General features: G+C 70.9%; 14 protein-coding genes. 7 read left to right on the plus strand and 7 right to left on the minus strand.

Annotation, left to right across the window (positions count from 1 at the left end):
- Window positions 1-58: 58 nt before the first annotated feature.
- The 6 genes from ACIBG4_RS18175 to ACIBG4_RS18200 all read left to right on the plus strand — a co-directional run bounded on the left by ACIBG4_RS18175 (window position 59) and on the right by ACIBG4_RS18200 (window position 6,707).
- Window positions 59-988, plus strand: coding sequence for an aldo/keto reductase (locus tag ACIBG4_RS18175; protein WP_310711151.1), 930 nt, complete (start codon window positions 59-61; stop codon window positions 986-988).
- 194 nt (window positions 989-1,182) lie between these two features.
- Window positions 1,183-2,691 carry a cytochrome P450 gene (locus ACIBG4_RS18180; protein WP_397202727.1) on the plus strand — a complete coding sequence of 503 codons (1,509 nt, stop codon included), beginning with the start codon at window positions 1,183-1,185 and terminating at the stop codon, window positions 2,689-2,691.
- Between the two features lie 270 nt (window positions 2,692-2,961).
- On the plus strand, window positions 2,962-5,349 hold the full coding sequence (locus ACIBG4_RS18185) for a nitrate- and nitrite sensing domain-containing protein (RefSeq protein WP_397202728.1): 2,388 nt from the start codon (window positions 2,962-2,964) through the stop codon (window positions 5,347-5,349).
- Window positions 5,346-5,765, plus strand: coding sequence for a roadblock/LC7 domain-containing protein (locus ACIBG4_RS18190; protein ID WP_397202729.1), 420 nt, complete (start codon window positions 5,346-5,348; stop codon window positions 5,763-5,765). Before ACIBG4_RS18185 ends, ACIBG4_RS18190 begins: the two co-directional genes overlap by 4 nt.
- Window positions 5,765-6,139 (plus strand): DUF742 domain-containing protein, encoded by a 375-nt coding sequence (locus tag ACIBG4_RS18195; RefSeq protein WP_310711155.1) that lies wholly within the window; start codon window positions 5,765-5,767, stop codon window positions 6,137-6,139. The genes ACIBG4_RS18190 and ACIBG4_RS18195 overlap by 1 nt, the downstream gene beginning before the upstream one ends.
- Entirely contained in the window at window positions 6,120-6,707 is a 588-nt protein-coding gene (locus tag ACIBG4_RS18200) for a GTP-binding protein (protein WP_397202730.1), read from the plus strand. The genes ACIBG4_RS18195 and ACIBG4_RS18200 overlap by 20 nt, the downstream gene beginning before the upstream one ends.
- Before the next feature lie 67 nt (window positions 6,708-6,774).
- Here ACIBG4_RS18200 and ACIBG4_RS18205 read toward each other — a convergent pair whose 3' ends face one another.
- The 7 genes from ACIBG4_RS18205 to ACIBG4_RS18235 form a co-directional block, all read right to left on the minus strand.
- A complete protein-coding gene (locus ACIBG4_RS18205; RefSeq protein WP_310711157.1) occupies window positions 6,775-8,385 on the minus strand; it encodes a cation acetate symporter in 1,611 nt (536 codons plus the stop codon).
- The gene (locus ACIBG4_RS18210; protein ID WP_355449056.1) at window positions 8,382-8,711 is read right to left on the minus strand and encodes a DUF485 domain-containing protein; all 330 of its coding nucleotides are present in this window, start codon (window positions 8,709-8,711) and stop codon (window positions 8,382-8,384) included. Before ACIBG4_RS18210 ends, ACIBG4_RS18205 begins: the two co-directional genes overlap by 4 nt.
- A gap of 239 nt (window positions 8,712-8,950) precedes the next feature.
- Window positions 8,951-11,806, minus strand: coding sequence for a glycosyl hydrolase family 95 catalytic domain-containing protein (locus ACIBG4_RS18215; protein WP_397202731.1), 2,856 nt, complete (start codon window positions 11,804-11,806; stop codon window positions 8,951-8,953).
- Between the two features lie 126 nt (window positions 11,807-11,932).
- Window positions 11,933-12,748, minus strand: a complete 816-nt coding sequence (locus ACIBG4_RS18220; protein WP_397202732.1) for a carbohydrate ABC transporter permease — start codon at window positions 12,746-12,748, stop codon at window positions 11,933-11,935.
- Window positions 12,745-13,644, minus strand: a complete 900-nt coding sequence (locus tag ACIBG4_RS18225; RefSeq protein WP_310711161.1) for a sugar ABC transporter permease — start codon at window positions 13,642-13,644, stop codon at window positions 12,745-12,747. The genes ACIBG4_RS18220 and ACIBG4_RS18225 overlap by 4 nt, the downstream gene beginning before the upstream one ends.
- A complete protein-coding gene (locus tag ACIBG4_RS18230) occupies window positions 13,641-14,903 on the minus strand; it encodes an ABC transporter substrate-binding protein (RefSeq protein ID WP_397202733.1) in 1,263 nt (420 codons plus the stop codon). The genes ACIBG4_RS18225 and ACIBG4_RS18230 overlap by 4 nt, the downstream gene beginning before the upstream one ends.
- Window positions 14,904-15,006: 103 nt before the next feature.
- Window positions 15,007-16,170 carry a trans-sulfuration enzyme family protein gene (locus ACIBG4_RS18235; RefSeq protein ID WP_397202734.1) on the minus strand — a complete coding sequence of 388 codons (1,164 nt, stop codon included), beginning with the start codon at window positions 16,168-16,170 and terminating at the stop codon, window positions 15,007-15,009.
- Window positions 16,171-16,214: 44 nt separating this feature from the next.
- Here ACIBG4_RS18235 and ACIBG4_RS18240 point away from each other — a divergent pair, with 44 nt between their 5' ends.
- Window positions 16,215-17,183, plus strand: a complete 969-nt coding sequence (locus tag ACIBG4_RS18240) for a LacI family DNA-binding transcriptional regulator (protein ID WP_397202735.1) — start codon at window positions 16,215-16,217, stop codon at window positions 17,181-17,183.
- Window positions 17,184-17,250: the final 67 nt, after the last annotated feature.

The raw sequence follows: 17,250 nt of genomic DNA on the forward strand, positions 1-17,250 counted from the left end.
GCGGGGGCGGCGGGGGGCTGCCACCGGCCGCCGTGGAGGCGGACGGGATACTGGGGCGATGCGAGTGATAGGCGACACGGATCTGTCCGTTTTCCCGATATCCCTGGGCACCAACGTCTTCGGCTGGACCGCCGGCAAGGAGGACGCGTTCGCGGTCCTCGACGCCTATGTGGAGGGCGGCGGCAACTTCATCGACACCGCCGACGTCTACCCGTACTGGGCCACCGGCGAGCCGACCTCCGAGATCATGATCGGCGAGTGGCTGGAGGCCCGCGGCAACCGCGAGTCCGTCGTGCTGGCGACCAAGGTCGGCATGCTGGAGGGCGTCAAGGGTCTGGCCCCGGACACCATCCGCACCGCGGTCGAGGGGTCGCTGCGCCGGCTGCGCACCGACTACATCGACCTCTACTGGGCGCACGTGGACGACAGGGACACGCCGCTCGCCGAGACGCTCGGCGCGTTCGACGCGCTGGTCCGCGAGGGCAAGGTCCGGCACGTCGGCGCCTCCAACTACCAGGCCGACCGGCTGGCCGCGGCGCTGAAGGTGTCCGACGACGAGGGCCTGACCCGTTACGTGGCGCTCCAGCAGCAGTACAACCTGGTGGAGCGCGACTACGAGGGCGAGCTGCGTGACGTGGTGGCCCGGGAGGGGCTGTCCAGCACGCCGTGGTCGTCGCTGGCGCGCGGCTTCCTGACCGGCAAGTACCGCCCCGGGGTCACCGTCGACAGCCCCAGGGCGAAGGGGGCCGGCGAGTACCTGAGCACGGAGCGGGGGCCGCGCACCGTCGAGGCGCTCGTCCGGGTGGCCTCGGCGCGCGGCGTCGAGCCCGCGTCGGTGGCGCTGGCCTGGCTCGCCGCGCAGCCCACGGTCGCGGCGCCGATCGCCAGCGCCCGCAACGTGGCGCAGCTCCGGCCGCTGCTGGAGGCCGCCGCGCTCAAGCTGGACGCCGACGAGCTGCGCGTGCTGGACGAGGCCTCCCGTCCCTGAGCCGGCGACCCCGGCCGCGCCGAGCGCCCATGCGCGAACCGGCGGGCGGCGGCGCCGTCGTTATCTCATCTTGATCAAAAACAATGATCATGTGATACTTGACGCGCCCGTTGCCGAAGTCAGAGACAGCGCTTCTCAGCGCAGGATGCTCGAGCACGCAGCCGCAGATCAGGACCGACGTAGGGAACGCCCTCATGCCGCTTGCCACGGACCCCACCGTGTCCAAGCCACGAGTCCTTCCGTTCTACCGTGTGGTCCCGCGGCTTCTCAGGGACCCCGTCACCGAGCTGACCCGCATGGGCGTGGAAGCCGAGGGCGGGGTCGTCCGGCTCGACATCGGCCCGTTCCGGCCGTACCTGGTGTCCCATCCTGACCACGTCCGGCAGGTGCTGGAGACGCGGGCGGCCGGCTTCGCGCGCGAGGGCGTGTTCTGGCGCCCGCTGCCCGGCGGCGCCGGGCGGGGCGTCCTCGGCGACGGCGACGGCTGGGCGTCCGGCCGGGAGATCCTCCAGCCGCTGCTCACCGCCTCCGGGGTCGCGTCGCCGGCCGAGGACATCGCCGGCGTCGTCGCCGGGCGCGTCACCGCGCTGGACGAGGACGCGCGCGGCGGCCGGCTGGTCGACGCCGCTCACCTGATGGCCACGATCACCGACCAGGTCCTCGTCAGGGTGCTGTTCGGCGGACACGTCCCGCCGCGGGCGGGCGAGCGGGAGGCGGGCGAGCGGCTGCTGGCGGATCTCGCCGTCTGCGCCACGACCGCCGGGGTCCGCCTGCCGTTCCCGTTCGTGCCGTACGCGATGCGGGCGCCCGGCGACAGCACGTTCCTGGACGCCGCGCGCAGGATCGACGACGTCGTGCGCCCGCTGATCGAGGAGGTCCGCGCGGCGGAGCACCGGGGCGGCGACGCCCCCGGACGGCCGGACGCGGCGGTCGCGAGCCTCATCAGGGCCAGGATCAGCGAGGACGGCGCGGGCGGCGCGGACCTCCCCGGGCGGGTGCGCGACGACCTGGTCGGCGTCTACGGAGCCGCCGCCGAGACCACGGCGACCGCGCTGACCTGGCTGTGGACGTTGCTGCACGACCATCCCGAGGTGAACGCGCGGCTGCGTGACGAGATCGAGTGGGTCGTGGGCGACGGCCCGGTACGGCCCGGCCACGTGCAGGAGCTGACGTACCTCCGGATGGTGCTCCAGGAGCTGCTGCGCGTCCATCCGCCGGCGTGGATCATCCCGCGGCAGGCGGTGAGGGACACGGAGATCGGCGGCGTCCCGATCGCGGAGGGCTCGCAGGTGCTGGTCAGCCCGTACACGACGCACCGGCTGGAGGCGTTCTGGAAGCGGCCGGCGGAGTTCGACCCGGAGCGCTGGGCGCCCGAGCGCCACGAGCGGCGGCACCCCTACGCCTACGTCCCGTTCGGCGCGGGGTCGCACGGGTGCCCGGGGCAGGACCTGTTCCACCTGCAGGCGGCGCTCGTGGTGGCCGCCCTGGTCGGCAGGTACCAGCCGGAGCTGGCCAACCCGCAGCGCTTCACGCCCGTTCCGGGAGCCGTCGTACGGCCCAGGGAGGCGCCGCTGCTGCGGCTGCTCCCGGGCGGGCGGGACGAGGAGTCCCGGAACGGCGCCTGGCCGGCGGCCGTCCCGCTGCCCGCCATCGGCGGAGGGCCGGCGCACGACTGGACGTGGCCGATGGGCGGGGGCGCGTGAGCGCAGCCCGGCGGACGCCCCGGGTCCGTGCCGGTGAGGCCGCGAAACGCGGCCCTCGCACGGATAATTGACTAAAAGTCGCGACAAGAACGGATATGTTGGCTCAAATCACCTTGGTAACTTGAGCCATGATCAGGCCCTTGCTAAGGTCCCGAGGATGTCAGCGCTGGTATGCCACGGCATGTCCTGGTCGTCAGCCATTCACATGGACTTCGCAGGGTAGGTACTATGCGCCCCCGCAATTCACGTCTGCGGACCAAGGTCACGGCGTTGCTCCTTTCCCTGACGGCGCTGTGGGTCTTCGCGGCCTGGGTCACGCTGCGTGACGGGGTCAACCTGCTCTGGGTGTCGCAGATCGACACCAGCGTCATCGACCCGAGCCAGCCGCTGCTGGTGGAGCTGCAGCGCGAGCGCCGGATGACGATGATCCGGCTGGGCGACCCCTCCCCGCGCACCCGCCAGGACCTCAAGGCCCAGCGCGAGGCGGCCGACCGCGCGCGGACCACCTTCACGGCCGCCGCCCAGGAGTGGATCGTCGACTGGGCCCTGGACGACGAGGGCAGCACCCGGTTGAGCCAGACGTTCAAGCGCCTGGAGGGTCTCGACACCATCCGCCAGACCGTGGACGCCGGTCAGCTCACCCGCTCCCAGGCCGCCACCACGTACGACGAGATCATCGACTCCTTCTACAGCATGCACAGCCTCATCGGCACCGTGGACGACCAGACGATCGCCAAGGACATCCGCACGCTGGGAACCCTCAGCAAGGCCCGCGAGATGCTCTCCCGCGAGGACGCGCTGCTGGCCGGCGCGATCGCCGAGGGCCGGCTGACCGTCGAGGAGAAGACCAAGTTCACCGAGACGGTCGGCGCCTGGCACATCATGACCGAGCAGGCCGCCATCGACCTGCCCGCCAACGAGCGGCCCGCGTACGAGGCCCTCACGATCAGCAACGGCATCGTCCGCCTGCACAACCTGGAGACCCTGGTCGCCGAGTACGGCGGGGGCCGCGAGGGCATCCCGTTCGGCGCCGACCAGTGGGCCTCGGCCACGGAGCGCGGGCTGGCCGAGTTCAACGCGTTCGTCGTCGGCGCCGGCGACCGGCTGGTGGAGCGCACCACGCCCGTCAGCATCGGCGTCATCATCCGGCTGGCGCTGGCCGGCGGCCTGGGCCTCATCGCGGTCATCGCGTCGATCGCCCTGTCGATCTCCACCACCCGGCAGCTCCTCGCCCAGCTGCAGAAGCTGCGCGACGCGGCGCACGAGCTGGCCGACGAGCGGCTGCCCGCCGTCGTGGACCGGATCGGCCGCGGCGAGAGCGTCAACGTGGACGTCGAGGCCCCGGCCCTGCGGTTCGGCGACGACGAGGTCGGGCAGGTGGGCCAGGCGTTCAACTCGGTGCAGCAGACCGCGCTGCGGGTCGCCGCCGAGCAGGCCGAGCTGCGCCGCAGCATCCGCGACATCCTGCTCAGCCTGGCGCGCCGCACGCAGGGCCTGGTCCACCGGCAGCTCACCGTCCTCGACGTGATGGAGCGCCGCGAGGCCGACCCGGAGGAGCTGAAGGAGCTCTTCCGGCTGGACCACCTGGCGATCCGCATGCGGCGCAACGCCGAGAACCTCATCGTCCTGTCCGGCTCCTCCCCCGCCCGCACGTGGCGGCGCTCGGTGCCGATGGTGGACGTGGTCCGCGGCGCGCTGGCCGAGGTCGAGGACTACACCCGCGTCACCATCACCCCGATGGGCGACGTGGTGCTCGTCGGCCGGGCCGTCGGCGACGTCATCCACCTGCTCGCCGAGGTGATCGAGAACGCGGTGTCGTTCTCGCCGCCGTACACGACGGTGCAGGTCAGCGGGCAGCTCGTGGCCAACGGTTACGTGATCGAGGTCGAGGACCGCGGCCTGGGCATGAAGCCGGAGGACCTGGCCGCCGCCAACGAGCGCATCGCCGAGCCGCCCGAGTTCCGCATCACCGGCACCGCCCGGCTCGGCCTGTACGTGGTCAGCCGCCTCGCGGAGCGTCACGGCATCCAGGTGGTGCTCAAGGCGTCCCCGTACGGCGGGACGACGGTCGTGGTCCTGCTGCCGCAGGAGCTCGTCCAGATGGACGACGCGCCGAAGCCGCACGAGGACCTGCCGACGTCGCTGCCGCGCAGGCAGACGGGCCTGGCGACCGCGCCGAGGCCGGTGAACGGGGAGAACGTCCGCACGCTGAAGGTGGCCTCGAACCGCAGGGCGCTGGCGCTGGAGCCGGACGAGCTGACGGACCTCCCCGAGCCGAGAGAGCCGGCCGATCTCGGCCGTCCACGCAGGGTTCCGAGCCATCGGAGGCCGGAGATGGAGCAGCCGCACAGAGAGCCGGCCCGCAGAGAGCCGGCCCAGAGAGAGCCGGCGGGGACGGCGCCGGAGCCCTCGGCGGCGGAGCGGCCCGCGGCGGCGTTCACGCCCGGCGGTCTGCCGCTGCGGGTGCCCCAGGCCAGCCTGGCGCCCGCTCTGAAGGAGGAGCCGCCGCCCGTGGGGGCGGCGGCCGAGGAAGACGATGACGAGCGCTCCCCGGAGGAGATCCGGGCGATGATGGGATCGCTGCAGTCGGGCACCCGGCTGGGCAGGACCGACGCGGCCCGGCTCATGGGCGAGCGGCGACCGGGAGGCGACGCGTGACACCGAGTTCCGGCACGGATCTCAACTGGCTTCTCGACGATCTGATCGGGCGCATCCCCGAGGCCCGGCACGCCATCGTGCTCTCCTCCGACGGGCTGCTGATGGCCTCCTCGGCGGGGCTGGAGCGGACCGACGGCGAGCATCTGTCCGCGGTGGCGTCCGGGCTGCAGAGCCTGGCCAAGGGCGTCTCCGAGCGGGTGGAGGGCGGCCCGATCAGGCAGACGGTGGTCGAGTGGAAGTCGCAGTTCCTCATCGTGACCAACGCGGGCGAGCGGGCCTGCCTGGCGGTCCTGTGCGCGCAGAACGCCGACATCGGCCTCGTGGCGTACGAGATGGCGATGCTGGTGGCGCGGGTCGGCCAGTACCTGACCTCGGCGGCCCGCACCGGCGAGGCCGTCGCCGGGAGCGAGCGGTGATGCCGACCGGGGACCCGGGAGAGGAGCACTGGGTCGACCCGGAGATCATCCGTCCCTACGTCGTCACGCGAGGGCGCACCCGGCCCGCGCACGGCCGGTTCGACCTCATCTCGATGGCGCTGGCGGTGGGCCCGCCGCCGGGCCCGGACGCGGGACTCGACCCGGAGCATCTCCGGATCCTCCAGCTCTGCCGCGAACCCAAATCGGTGGCGGAGATCGCCGCTCACCTCAACCTGCCCGCGGGAACGATCCGCGTGCTGCTCGGCGACCTGTTCGACAGGGAGCTCGTCTCGGCCCAGGAACCGCAATCCGAGGTGGACATGCGTGACATGAGGATGTACAGGGCGGTGCTCGATGGACTTCGGTCGCTCTGAGCGCCCGCGCCTGCCCACGGCGATCAAGATTCTGATCGCCGGGGGCTTCGGCGCCGGCAAGACGACGATGGTCGGCGCGGTCTCGGAGACCAGGCCGCTGCGGACCGAGGAGGTCCTCACCGACCGGGGCGTCGGCGTCGACGACATCTCCTCGGTGGAGGCCAAGCGGACCACGACCGTGGCCATGGACTTCGGCCGCATCACGCTGTCCAACGACTACGTCCTGTACCTGTTCGGCACGCCCGGTCAGGAGCGGTTCTGGTTCGTCTGGGACGAGCTGGCCGAGGGGTCGCTGGGCGCGGTGATCCTGGCCGACACCCGGCGCCTGGCCGACTGCTTCCCCTCGGTCGACTACTTCGAGCGGCGGGGCACGCCGTTCGTGGTGGCGGTCAACTGCTTCGACGGGTCACCGACGTTCGAGCTGGACGAGGTGCGGATGGCGTTGCAGCTCGACCCGGCGATCCCGATCGTGATGTGCGACGCGCGCAAGCGCGACTCCAGCCGGGAGGTGCTCATCACGCTGGTGAAGCACTCGGCCCGGCTGCGCGCCGAGCCCGTCAGCACGTAACATCGCCCGTACACGCGAGGAGGGCCCGGCCGGGTGGCCGGGCCCTCCTGCCGTGCCGGGAGGCGCGTCAGTGCTGGCTGGCCTTCTCGGCGCCGACGCCGGTGAGCGAGCGGACCTCGATCTCGGCGTACTTGCCCTCGTTGCGCTCCTTGCTGAGCACGGTGCCCAGCCATCCGCACAGGAAGCCGAGCGGGATGGAGACGATGCCGGGGTTGCTGAGCGGGAACCAGGCGAAGTCGGCGTCCTTGAACAGCGCGGTCGGCGACCCGGACACCACCGGCGAGAAGATCACCAGGATGAGCGCGGACACCAGGCCGCCGTAGATGGCGCTGACCGCGCCGGCCGTGTTGAACCTCTTCCAGAACAGGCTGTAGAGGATGGCCGGCAGGTTGCCGGAGGCGGCGACCGCGAAGGCCAGCGCCACCAGGAACGCCACGTTCTGCCCCTGCGCCAGGATGCCGAGGCCGATCGAGACGGCGCCGATGACGAACGCGGAGATGCGGGCCACCAGCACCTCCTCCCGGTCGGTGACGTTGCCGCGCTTGAAGACGTGCGCGTACAGGTCGTGGGCGAAGCTGGAGGACGAGGCGAGCGTGAGGCCCGCGACGACGGCGAGGATCGTGGCGAAGGCGACGGCGCCGATGAGCGCCAGCAGGATGGTGCCGCCCACGTCGCCGAGGAACGTCTCACCGATGGCCTTGGCGAGCAGCGGCGCTGCCGTGTTGCCCGCCTTGTCGGCGGCCGCGATGGCCTTGCCTCCGACCAGGGCGGCGGCGCCGAAGCCGAGGACGAGCGTGAGCAGGTAGAACACGCCGATGATGCCGATGCCCCACAGCACGGACTTGCGGGCGTCCTTGGCGGTCGGCACGGTGTAGAAGCGGATGAGGATGTGCGGCAGACCGGCCGTGCCGAGGACGAGCGCGAGGCCGAGGCTGATCAGGTCGATCTTGCCGGCCAGGCCCTGCGCCTCGGTGCCGTACTTCAGGCCGGGGATGAGGAAGCTGTCGCCCTTGCCGCTCTGCGTGGCGGCGTCGCCGAGCAGCGACGACAGGTTGAAGCCGTAGTGGGCGAGGACGAGGATCGTGATCAGGGCGGCGCCGGTCATGAGCAGGACGGCCTTGACGATCTGCACCCAGGTGGTGCCCTTCATGCCGCCGAAGACGACGTACACGATCATGAGGGCGCCGACGCCGACGATCGTCCACGCCTTGCCGGACGGCGAGGTGATGCCGAGCAGCAGGCCGACGAGGGCGCCCGCGCCGACCATCTGGGCCAGCAGGTAGAAGATGCTGACCGTGATCGTGGAGACGCCCGCGGCGGTGCGGACCGGGCGGGGGCTCATGCGGAAGGCCAGCACGTCGGCCATGGTGAACTTGCCGGAGTTGCGCATCAGCTCGGCGACGAGCAGCAGCGCGACCAGCCAGGCCACGAGGAAGCCGATGGAGTACAGGAACCCGTCGTAGCCGGACAGGGCGATGATGCCGGCGATGCCGAGGAACGAGGCGGCCGACATGTAGTCGCCGCCGATGGCCATTCCGTTCTGGGCGCCGCTGAAGGACCGGCCGCCGGCGTAGTAGTCGGCGGCCGTCTTCGTCTGGCGGCTCGCCCAGAACGTGATCCCCAGCGTCAGCGCGACGAAGAGGAGGAAGAGCGTGGTCGCGAGGGTCGTCGAACTCACAGGGCCTTCTCCTCGACCTCGTTGCGGAGCTTGTCGGCGATGGGGTCGAGCTTCTTCTCGGCGTGCCGCGCGTACGCCCAGGCGATCCAGAACGTCGACACGAACTGGAGCAGGCCGAAGACCAGGGCGACGTTCACGTTGCCGAACAGCTTGATGCCCATGAAGTCACGGGCGAAGCCGGACAGGATGACGTAGAGCAGGTACCACGTCAGGAACGCGACCGTCATCGGGAACGTCCAGCGGCGGAAGCGCCGCTTCAGGTCCTGGAACTCGGTGCTCTCCTGGACCTGCTCATAAACGGATGCGTCATGTTCTTGAGTCGTCACGAGACCTCCACTGTGATGCGGATCACGCCCAACGTAGGAGCGCAACCTATCCGTAGTGGAGGCCTCACAGGGGGTCGTTCGGCGAGCCGCCACGGCATTGAGGCCAACCGTGCGGCGCTTGCGATGAAAGGTCCCATTCGCGCGACGAACGGTAGGCCCCGCCGGCGTCGGTCAGGGCGGTCCCCAGGGGGCGGCCCGGCCGGCGGCCGGCACGTCGCGCGCCTCCGGAACGCGCGCGCTCATCGGGCCGGCGCTTCCAGCGAGAGGGCGAACAGGTGGAGCTGCGGGCGGGTGAGCGCCGGCAGCGTGAGCGAGCGCAGCTCCTTGGCCGGGTCCAGCTCCGCCCGCGTCTCGAACAGGCCGACCTTGAGCGTGTTGGAGCCGGTACGGCCGTGCCGGTGGGTGCAGCGCAGCACCTCGGTGGTCGGCGAGCTCCCCGCGCCGCCCCAGTCGGGCATCGTGAACGGCACCTGGGCGGTGGAGCCGTCGGCGTAGGTGGCGGTCAGCGTGCCCGTGAGCGCCCCGGAGGTGGCCGCGCCCAGCAGCCGCGCCCTGGTGTACCTACCGGCCGGCACGGCGATGGTCTGGCCCTGCCCGGTCACGTTGTTCCTGGCGCCGTCGCCGTACGCGGGGAAGGTGAAGGTCAGGCCCTCGTGGACGAGCGGGCCGGCGGGCGGCAGCTCCTCGGCCGGGTAGGTGTAGCCGGAGCCGTCGGCGTCGCCGTCGGTCATGGCCTCGTGGGAGGACACCGCGTCGTTGTCGAAGTACGCCGACAGGCTCACCGGGGTGGTCGGTCCCGGCGGGGGGATCGGCGGCAGGCCCCACGGGTCGGCGGGCTTGGCCGTCGCCACGGGCGCGACGACCACGTCCGGCCGCGCACCGGTGTGGACCAGGACCTCCCGGCCCTTGGGCAGGGTGATCTCCACGACGCCGCCGCCCAGGTCCTTGACCGTGGCCGCGGCGCCGTCGTCCAGCACCGCGGTGATCTTGCCGGTCAGGCCGTGCCTGAGCCGCAACGGCTCGCCGGCCAGGCTCCTGACCCGGATGAAGCGGGTCACGCCGGCCCGCCGTACGGCGGAGACGAGGAACGCGCCCTGGGTGCGGAAGTCGTGCAGCGTGACGTCCTGCCAGGCGGCCGGGACGGCCGGGAAGACCCGGACGACGCCGCCCCAGCTCTGGCAGAGCATGTCGTGGATCGACTGGGCGGCCGACAGCGGCGTCTCGATGACCGGGCCGCCCTCGGCGTAGTGGGTGTTGGCGCGGCAGGGGAAGCGGCTGGCCGGGTCGAAGAACTTGTCCAGGTACGACAGGGCGGTGTCGCCGCGGCCCATCATCGCGTACAGGGAGGCGGCGCCGGTGTAGCTGTAGCCGCGGTGCGCGCCGGTGAGCGACTGCCAGCGGACGACCGACTTCTCGATGATCTCCCGATGCTCCGGCTGGTCCCAGTTGACCTGGTACAGCGGGTACACCATGAGCAGGTGCGAGTAGTGGCGGTGGGACTGGTCGTACGGGGTCTCGGCGCCGATCATGTAGCCGTTGGCGTCCGCCGGGTAGTCCACCAGGGTGTCGAGCACCTCCTGCCAGCGGGCCTTGAGCGGGTCGTCCACGCGCAGGCGCGCGGCCGAGTCGAGCAGCGTCCGGCACCCCCAGCGGATGAGCGCCAGGTCGTAGTTGGTGTCGCGCGGCGGCGTGACGGGGTACTCCGGCGACAGCGTGCTCGGCAGGTGCAGCTTCCCGTCGGCGCCGGGGGCCAGGAAGTGCAGGTAGTAGTTGACGGCCCGGCGCAGCAGCGGGAAGACCGTGTCCCGCAGCAGCCCGTCGTCCATGGTGTGCCGGTAGGACAGCCAGACGTTGTGCAACGCCCAGGTGAGGTCGCCGACCTCGGCGCCGGAGCCGGGAGTGCCGACGCCGCGGGTGGCGAACATGTCGGAGCTGCGGCCCACGCCCGCGGAGTCGGACCGGTAGGCGGCGGGGACGTTGGCGACGAGCTGGTCCCGGTTGCGGTCCAGGGTGGAGGTGAGCGAGTCCAGCTCCAGGTGGTTGGAGCCGTGGATGAGCCAGTACTCCAGCTGCACGTTGAGGTTCCACCACACGGCGGGCCACGGGGTCGGCTCCAGCCAGGGGCCGGTCGTCGCCATGACGGGCCCGCCGGCGCGGCTGGCCGAGGCCGTCTTGTAGAGCTGGATCCAGTAGAAGCTCTGCAGCCGCTCGTCGGGCAGGGAGATGAAGCTCTTGCCGTAGAAGTCGTGCCACCAGTCGCGGTGCCGCTGCCGGAGCATGCCGTACGGCTCGGCGCCCTTGATCCGGGCCACGGCGGTGGCCTGGGCGTCGGCGGCGGGGAAGCTGTGGGCGACGGTCAGCATGAGCGTGTCGCCGCGCACCCGGTAGGCGGTCGCGGTCTGGCCGCCGCCGGTCAGCGGCTGGATCACCTGCGCGATGCCGCCGGAGGACGCCGTGGTCCAGGCGGGGTTGGGGGTGTAGCCGGACGGCGGCGCCTCACTGGCGCCGCGGGGGCTGGCGGCCTCCTCTGGGTGGAAGGTCCAGCGCACCTGCTCGCCGCCGGCGGCCGCGGCCTTGGCCACGAGGATCTCGTCCCGGATGAACGCCGAGCAGGTCAGCGTGCCCTTGTCGGTGGTGACGGTGCCGGTGAACTCGGCGTTCCAGAGGTCGAGCCGCCAGTCCACCGCGGTGATCGCGCCGACGGGGTCGAGGGTGAGGTGGCCGACGGGCAGCCGGCAGGTGCCCCAGCCGCTGCCGAACTCGGGCCGGTGGTCCTGAACGCGGCCGTGCTGGACGGTGAAGCGGATCTTGTTCTGGCCGGGCTCCTGATAGATCATGCTGCCCAGCAGCCCGTCCCCGAGGAACGGGCCCTCGTGCCAGGCCTTGGGCATCCGGCCCCACCGCAGGTCCTGGTCCTTCATGAAGTCCTGCCAGGTGATCCGCTGCTGGAGCCGCCAGGCGGGAGCGGCCGCCCCGCCGGCGGACGCTCCGGTGGCGGACGTGCCCGCCCGGGCGGGGCCGGCGGTGGCGGCGGTGGTGAGCAGGGCGAGGGCGAGGCCGCCCGCGGAGCCGATGACGGCTCGGCGTGAGGCCATACCTCCGAGGACTTCCGGCGTTAAGGGCGAATTTTCGGACATGAAAGGCTCCAGCGCGGGAATTGGGGGGCGAGACCGCTGATGAATGAGAAGATCCATCCGATGTCTGCCTCTGTCAAGCCCCCCTCACCCCTTGACTGCGCCCGCGGTGAGCCCCTCCACGATGTAGCGCCTGATGGCGGCGAAGAGCACCAGGGTCGGGATCACCGACACCACGGTGGCCGCGGCCATGGAGCCCCAGTCGATGTCGTACTGGGTGATGAAGGAGTTCATCGCCACCGGGATCGTCTTGGCGTCCTCGCTGTCGATGAACGTGATCGCCAGGAACAGCTCGTTCCAGCACTGCACGAACGCGAAGATGAACGTCGCCGCGATGCCCGGCAGCATCACCGGGATCACCACGCGGATCATCGCCGCGAGCCGGGAGGCCCCGTCCACCTGCGCCGCCTCCTCCAGCGCCACCGGGATCCGCTCGTAGAACCCCCGCATGATGATCGTGGAGAACGGCACCAGCATCGCCACGTACACGAGCATGAGCCCGGCGAGATGGTTGAGCAGGTCGAGGTCGGACATCAGCAGGTACAGCGGCCCGAGCGCGATGAACAGCGGGATCATCTGCGTGACCAGGAACGCCAGCATCAGCGCGCCCCTGCCGGGGAAGGAGAAGCGCGCCAGCGTGTAGCCGCCGAGCACCCCGATCACGGTGACGGCCGCCGCCGCGACCAGCGAGACGAGCAGGCTGTTGAGCAGGTACGCGCCGAAGTCGGCGAAGGAGAACAGGTCCGCGTAGTGCTCGAAGGTCACCTCGCCCGGCCAGTACCTCAGCGGCATCGAGAAGATCTCCGCCTTGGGCTTGAGCGAGGTGACGGCGATCCAGTACAGCGGGAACAGCGTGATCACCAGCCAGACCGCGAGCACGGTCCCCTTGGCCAGGCGTCTCATCGGGACCTCTCGAATCGGGTGGCGTTCAGGTAGAAGACGCTGAAGGCGAGCAGCAGGCCCAGGATGAGCATCCCGACCGCGCCGGCCCGGCCGTAGTCGCCGCCGATGACCTGCTGGATGAGGAACGTCGTGATGATGTCGGTGCTCCCCGCCGGCCCGCCGCCGGTCATGGCGTAGATGAGGTCGGGGAAGTTGAGGATCCAGATGATCCGCAGCAGCACGATCAGGGCCAGCGTCGGGCGGATGTGCGGCAGCGTCACGTGCCAGAACTGCCGCAGCCGGGAGGCGCCGTCCACCGACGCCGCCTCGTACAGCTCCGCCGGCACCGACTGGAGCGCCGCCATGATCATGATGGCGAAGAACGTCACGCCGTACCAGACGTTGGCCACGATCACCGAGGTCATCGCCCAGCCCGGCGAGGCCAGGAACCCGATCCGCCCGTCGATGATCCCGGCCTTCAGCAGCAGGTCGTTGACCACGCCGAACTGCCCGTTGAACATCCACCGCCACAGCAGCCCGATGAGGAAGCCCGACATGGCCCACGGGAAGAACACCCACGCCTGGTAGAGGCCGCGGCCCCGGAAGTGCCGGCGCAGCAGCAGCGCCAGCCCGAACCCGAGGAAGAACTGGAAGAACAGCGACACCGCCACCCACGTGCCGGTGTTGCGCAGCGCGGTCCAGAACCGGTCCTCCGCCAGCACCGCCCGGAAGTTCTCCAGCCCGACGAACGGCGTCGAGGTCAGGTCGAACAGGTTGTAGCGCTGGAAGGCGATGACCGCGCCGCGGATCATCGGGTAGTACGTGAACACCAGCACGAACACCACGCCGGGCAGCAGGCACAGCGCGACGAACCTGGCCCTGCGCCCCGTGAACGCGGGACGGGCGACCTGGCTCACGAGACCTTCTTCGCCTGGTCCGCCCAGAACGCGTCCCAGGACGTCAGCACCTCGGCGACGGTCTTCTTGCCGGTGATCAGCGCCTGCACGTCACGGTCGGAGTCGGCGATGAACTGGCTCCAGCCCGGGTAGTCGACCGGCCGGACCGTGATGACCTGCTTCGGGTCCTGCTGCGCCTCCAGGTACGCCTTCCACGCGCCCTGCGAGAACTGCGGGTCGTTCTGCGCCTGCCGGGAGATCGGGATGAGCGAGTTGCCCTTGGCGAAGGCTATGCTCTGCTTGGCCTCCGACAGGTACTGCACGAGCTTGACCGCCTCCTTCTGGTGCTCGCTGAAGGAGGTGACGCCCCAGCCCGCGTAGCCGACCGGCTGGAAGGCGTAGCCGGACGGGCCCTTCGGGATCGGGGCCGTCGACCACGCCTTGACCCCGCTCTCCTCGACGGTCTTGATGACCTCGGGGTCCTGGATGAGCATGCCGGTGACGCCGGAGGTGAAGCCCTGCACCATCTCCGGGTAGCCCCAGGAGACCGAGTCGGGCGGCGACGCCTCCTTGAAGATCTTCACGTACAGGTCGAGGGCCTGCGCGGCCTCGGGCGTCGAGAAGATCGTCCGCTTGTCCTTGAGGTAGAAGGACTTCTGCGGATCGAGGGCCTCGCCGTTGTACGCGCTGATCATCTGGACCGCGTAGTCGGCGCCGCCCTTGCCGCCCCGGAAGGAGTAGCCGAACCGGTCGCCGGAGGTCATCTTCTTGCCCGCCTCGTACAGCTCCTGCCAGGTCTTCGGCGGCTGTGTCAGGCCCCAGTCGGTGCGGTAGAACAGCGTGCGCTGGTAGAAGCCGTACGGGATGAGGTACGCCTTGCCGCCGATCTCGACGGCCTTCTTCTGGGCCAGCTCGGTCAGGTCGGACCAGCCGGCCCACTGGGTGGTGGGCAGCTCGGCCAGCCAGCCGTTGTTGGAGAAGGACTTGGCCGTGTGGTCGCGGACCTCCAGCACGTCCAGGTCCTTCTTCGTCTGCAGGATCTGGGTGATCTTCTGGTCGGCGCTGTCCAGCGGGGGCGAGACGAGCTCCACCTCCACGCCCGGGTTCGCCTTCTCGAAGCCCTCGATCAGGGTCTTGAGCAGCTTGGTCCGTTCGGGGCTGGTCAGGCTCTCGATCATGCGTAGCTTGACCTCACCCGAGGACGAGCCGGAGCCGCAGCCGGCGAGGACGAGCGTCGCGGCCATCGCTGCTGCTGAGGCCGACAGAAGGGGGGTTCGCATAGGTGCCTCCGCACGAGTAAGACAGCACTGGGAGTCCGCCGTCGGGCCGGCGGCGGGGACCGCCGGCCGCACTACCGGATGACACGGCAGACAGCGCTGTCAGTCACGCTAGGCGACCGACCCCCTCCAGCGCCAGACCCAGGTCCTTGATCAACGTGTCGGCCGGCTCCAGCCCCACCGACAGCCTGACGAGGCCGACGGGGATGCCCATGGTGGCCCGCACGCTCTCCTCGGTGGACAGGGCGGGGGCGTTGACCAGGCTCTCGAAGCCGCCCCACGACACCCCGACGCGGAAGTGCCGCAGCAGGTCGATGAAGCCCGCCACCTCCTCCCGCGACTCCGTGTCGAGCTCCAGGCTGAACAGGCTGGAGAAGCCGGACATCTGGCCCGCGGCCAGCGCGTGGCCCGAGTGGGAGAGCAGCCCCGGATGGTTGACGCGCCGGACGGCCGGGTGCTCGTCCAGGAACTGCGCCACCGCCAGGCCGCGCTCCTGGTGGGCCGCCATCCGCACGGGCAGCGTGCGCAGCCCCTTGATCACCTTGGCCGCGTCGTGCGGCGACATGGCGGCGCCGTAGAGCTGGTACTCGGTCAGCGCGAGCGGCCGGATCAGCCGCGACGGGCCGGCCACCACGCCGCCGACCAGGTCGCTGTGCCCGCCCACGTACTTCGACAGCGAGTGGACCACCAGGTCGACGCCCATGGTGAGCGGCTTCTGGAAGAGCGGGGTGGACCAGGTGTTGTCCATGACCGTCACCAGGCCGCGCTCCGCGGCCCACGCCGTGACGGCGGGGATGTCGAAGACCTCATACCGCATGTAGGAGGGCGACTCGAAGTACAGTAGACGCGTGCTCTCCCTGATAGCGCTGTCACAGCTGACGAGATCGTCGACGTGCGTATGCGTGACGCCGAACTTCTCGAGGTAACGCAGGAACTGGGTGGTCGGCCCGTAGACCGCGCCCAGCACCAGCACGTGGTCGCCGGCCGACACCAGCGACGAGATCGTCGCCGAGATGGCGCCCATCCCGGAGGCGAAGCACTTGGCCCGCTCGGCCCGCTCCAGCGCCGCCAGCTTGCGCTGGACGAGGTCCACGGTCGGGTTCGTGCCGCGCCAGTAGACGTACCGCTCGTCCTCGTTCCTGATCGCCTCGCCGAGCTCACCGGCCGTGGCGAAGGTGAACACCGAGTTCTCGAACACCGGTGGGTTGACCGCGCCGAGCATCCACGGTTCGTCCTCGCCCAGCCGGCCACAGATCCATTCATCGTCCATGGGGGCACAGTATGACAGCGCGCCGCAAACCCACTATGGCCGACGTGGCCCGTCAGGCGGGTGTCAGCCTCAAGACCGTGTCGCGGGTGGTGAACCAGGAACCGCACGTCAGCCCCGTCCTCCAGCGGAGGGTGCAGGAGGCGATCGGGGTGCTCGGCTTCCGCCGCAACGAGGCGGCCGCCCGGCTGGCCCGCGGCGCCACCATGCTGACCATCGGGCTGATCATGGAGAACATCTCCAACGAGTTCTACTCCCGGCTGGCCAAGGCGGTCGAGGCGGCGGCGGCCGACCACGCGGCGCTCGTGGTCTTCGGCTCGTACGAGGAACGGCCGGAGCGGGAGCGGATGCTCGTGGAGTCGATGTACGCGCGGGGCGTCGACTCGCTGATCATCGTGCCGTCGGCCGCCGACCACGGCTGGCTCGCCGAGCACGGCGGCCTGACCACGGTGTTCGTGGACCGGGTCCCGCACGGCCTGGAGCAGGCCGACGTGGTGCTGCTGGACGACGTCCGGGGCGGCCGGATGGCGACGGAGCACCTGCTGGCCCGCGGGCACCGGCGCATCGGGCTGATCTCCGACGACGAGGCGTTCAGCTCGGTCCACGACCGCGCCTGCGGCTACCGCGCGGCGCTGGGGGAAGCGGGCGTGGCCGTGGACGAGTCGCTGGTGGTGCGGGGCGTCTTCGACCCGTGGCGGGCCGGGCACGAGGTGGCGCGGCTGCTGTCCCTGGACGACCCGCCCACGGCCTTCTTCGCCACCAACAACCGGGCGGCGATCGGCATCCTCCAGGCGCTGCGCGAACGGCCCGAACATCCGGCGTACGTGGGCTTCGACGACTTCGCGCTGGCGGACGTGTTCAACCCCGGGGTGACGGTGGTGCGCTACGACGTGACCCGGCTCGGGCGCAGCGCGGTGGACCTGCTCCTGGACCCTTCGGACACGCCGCGTCGCGTCAAGGTCCCGGTCGAGCTGGTCGCCCGCGGCTCCGGCGAGCTCCCCCCGCCCTCCCGCTAGCTGATCCGTTCGCGGCCTGCCACGTGCTCGGGGTCCGGGTAAGGCGGCGGGCTGCGGGGAGAGATGC

Source organism: Nonomuraea sp. NPDC050383, assembly GCF_044459125.1.
GTDB lineage: Bacteria > Actinomycetota > Actinomycetes > Streptosporangiales > Streptosporangiaceae > Nonomuraea.

Bases quoted from the DNA above. Each gene is read 5' to 3' on its own strand.
- ACIBG4_RS18175 (WP_310711151.1), top strand. From the start codon at position 59: ATGCGAGTGATAGGCGACACGGATCTGTCCGTTTTCCCGATATCCCTG.
- ACIBG4_RS18180 (WP_397202727.1), top strand. From the start codon at position 1,183: ATGCCGCTTGCCACGGACCCCACCGTGTCCAAGCCACGAGTCCTTCCG.
- ACIBG4_RS18195 (WP_310711155.1), top strand. From the start codon at position 5,765: ATGCCGACCGGGGACCCGGGAGAGGAGCACTGGGTCGACCCGGAGATC.
- ACIBG4_RS18200 (WP_397202730.1), top strand. From the start codon at position 6,120: ATGGACTTCGGTCGCTCTGAGCGCCCGCGCCTGCCCACGGCGATCAAG.
- ACIBG4_RS18215 (WP_397202731.1), bottom strand. From the start codon at position 11,806: ATGGCCTCACGCCGAGCCGTCATCGGCTCCGCGGGCGGCCTCGCCCTC.
- ACIBG4_RS18220 (WP_397202732.1), bottom strand. From the start codon at position 12,748: ATGAGACGCCTGGCCAAGGGGACCGTGCTCGCGGTCTGGCTGGTGATC.
- ACIBG4_RS18230 (WP_397202733.1), bottom strand. From the start codon at position 14,903: ATGCGAACCCCCCTTCTGTCGGCCTCAGCAGCAGCGATGGCCGCGACG.
- ACIBG4_RS18235 (WP_397202734.1), bottom strand. From the start codon at position 16,170: ATGGACGATGAATGGATCTGTGGCCGGCTGGGCGAGGACGAACCGTGG.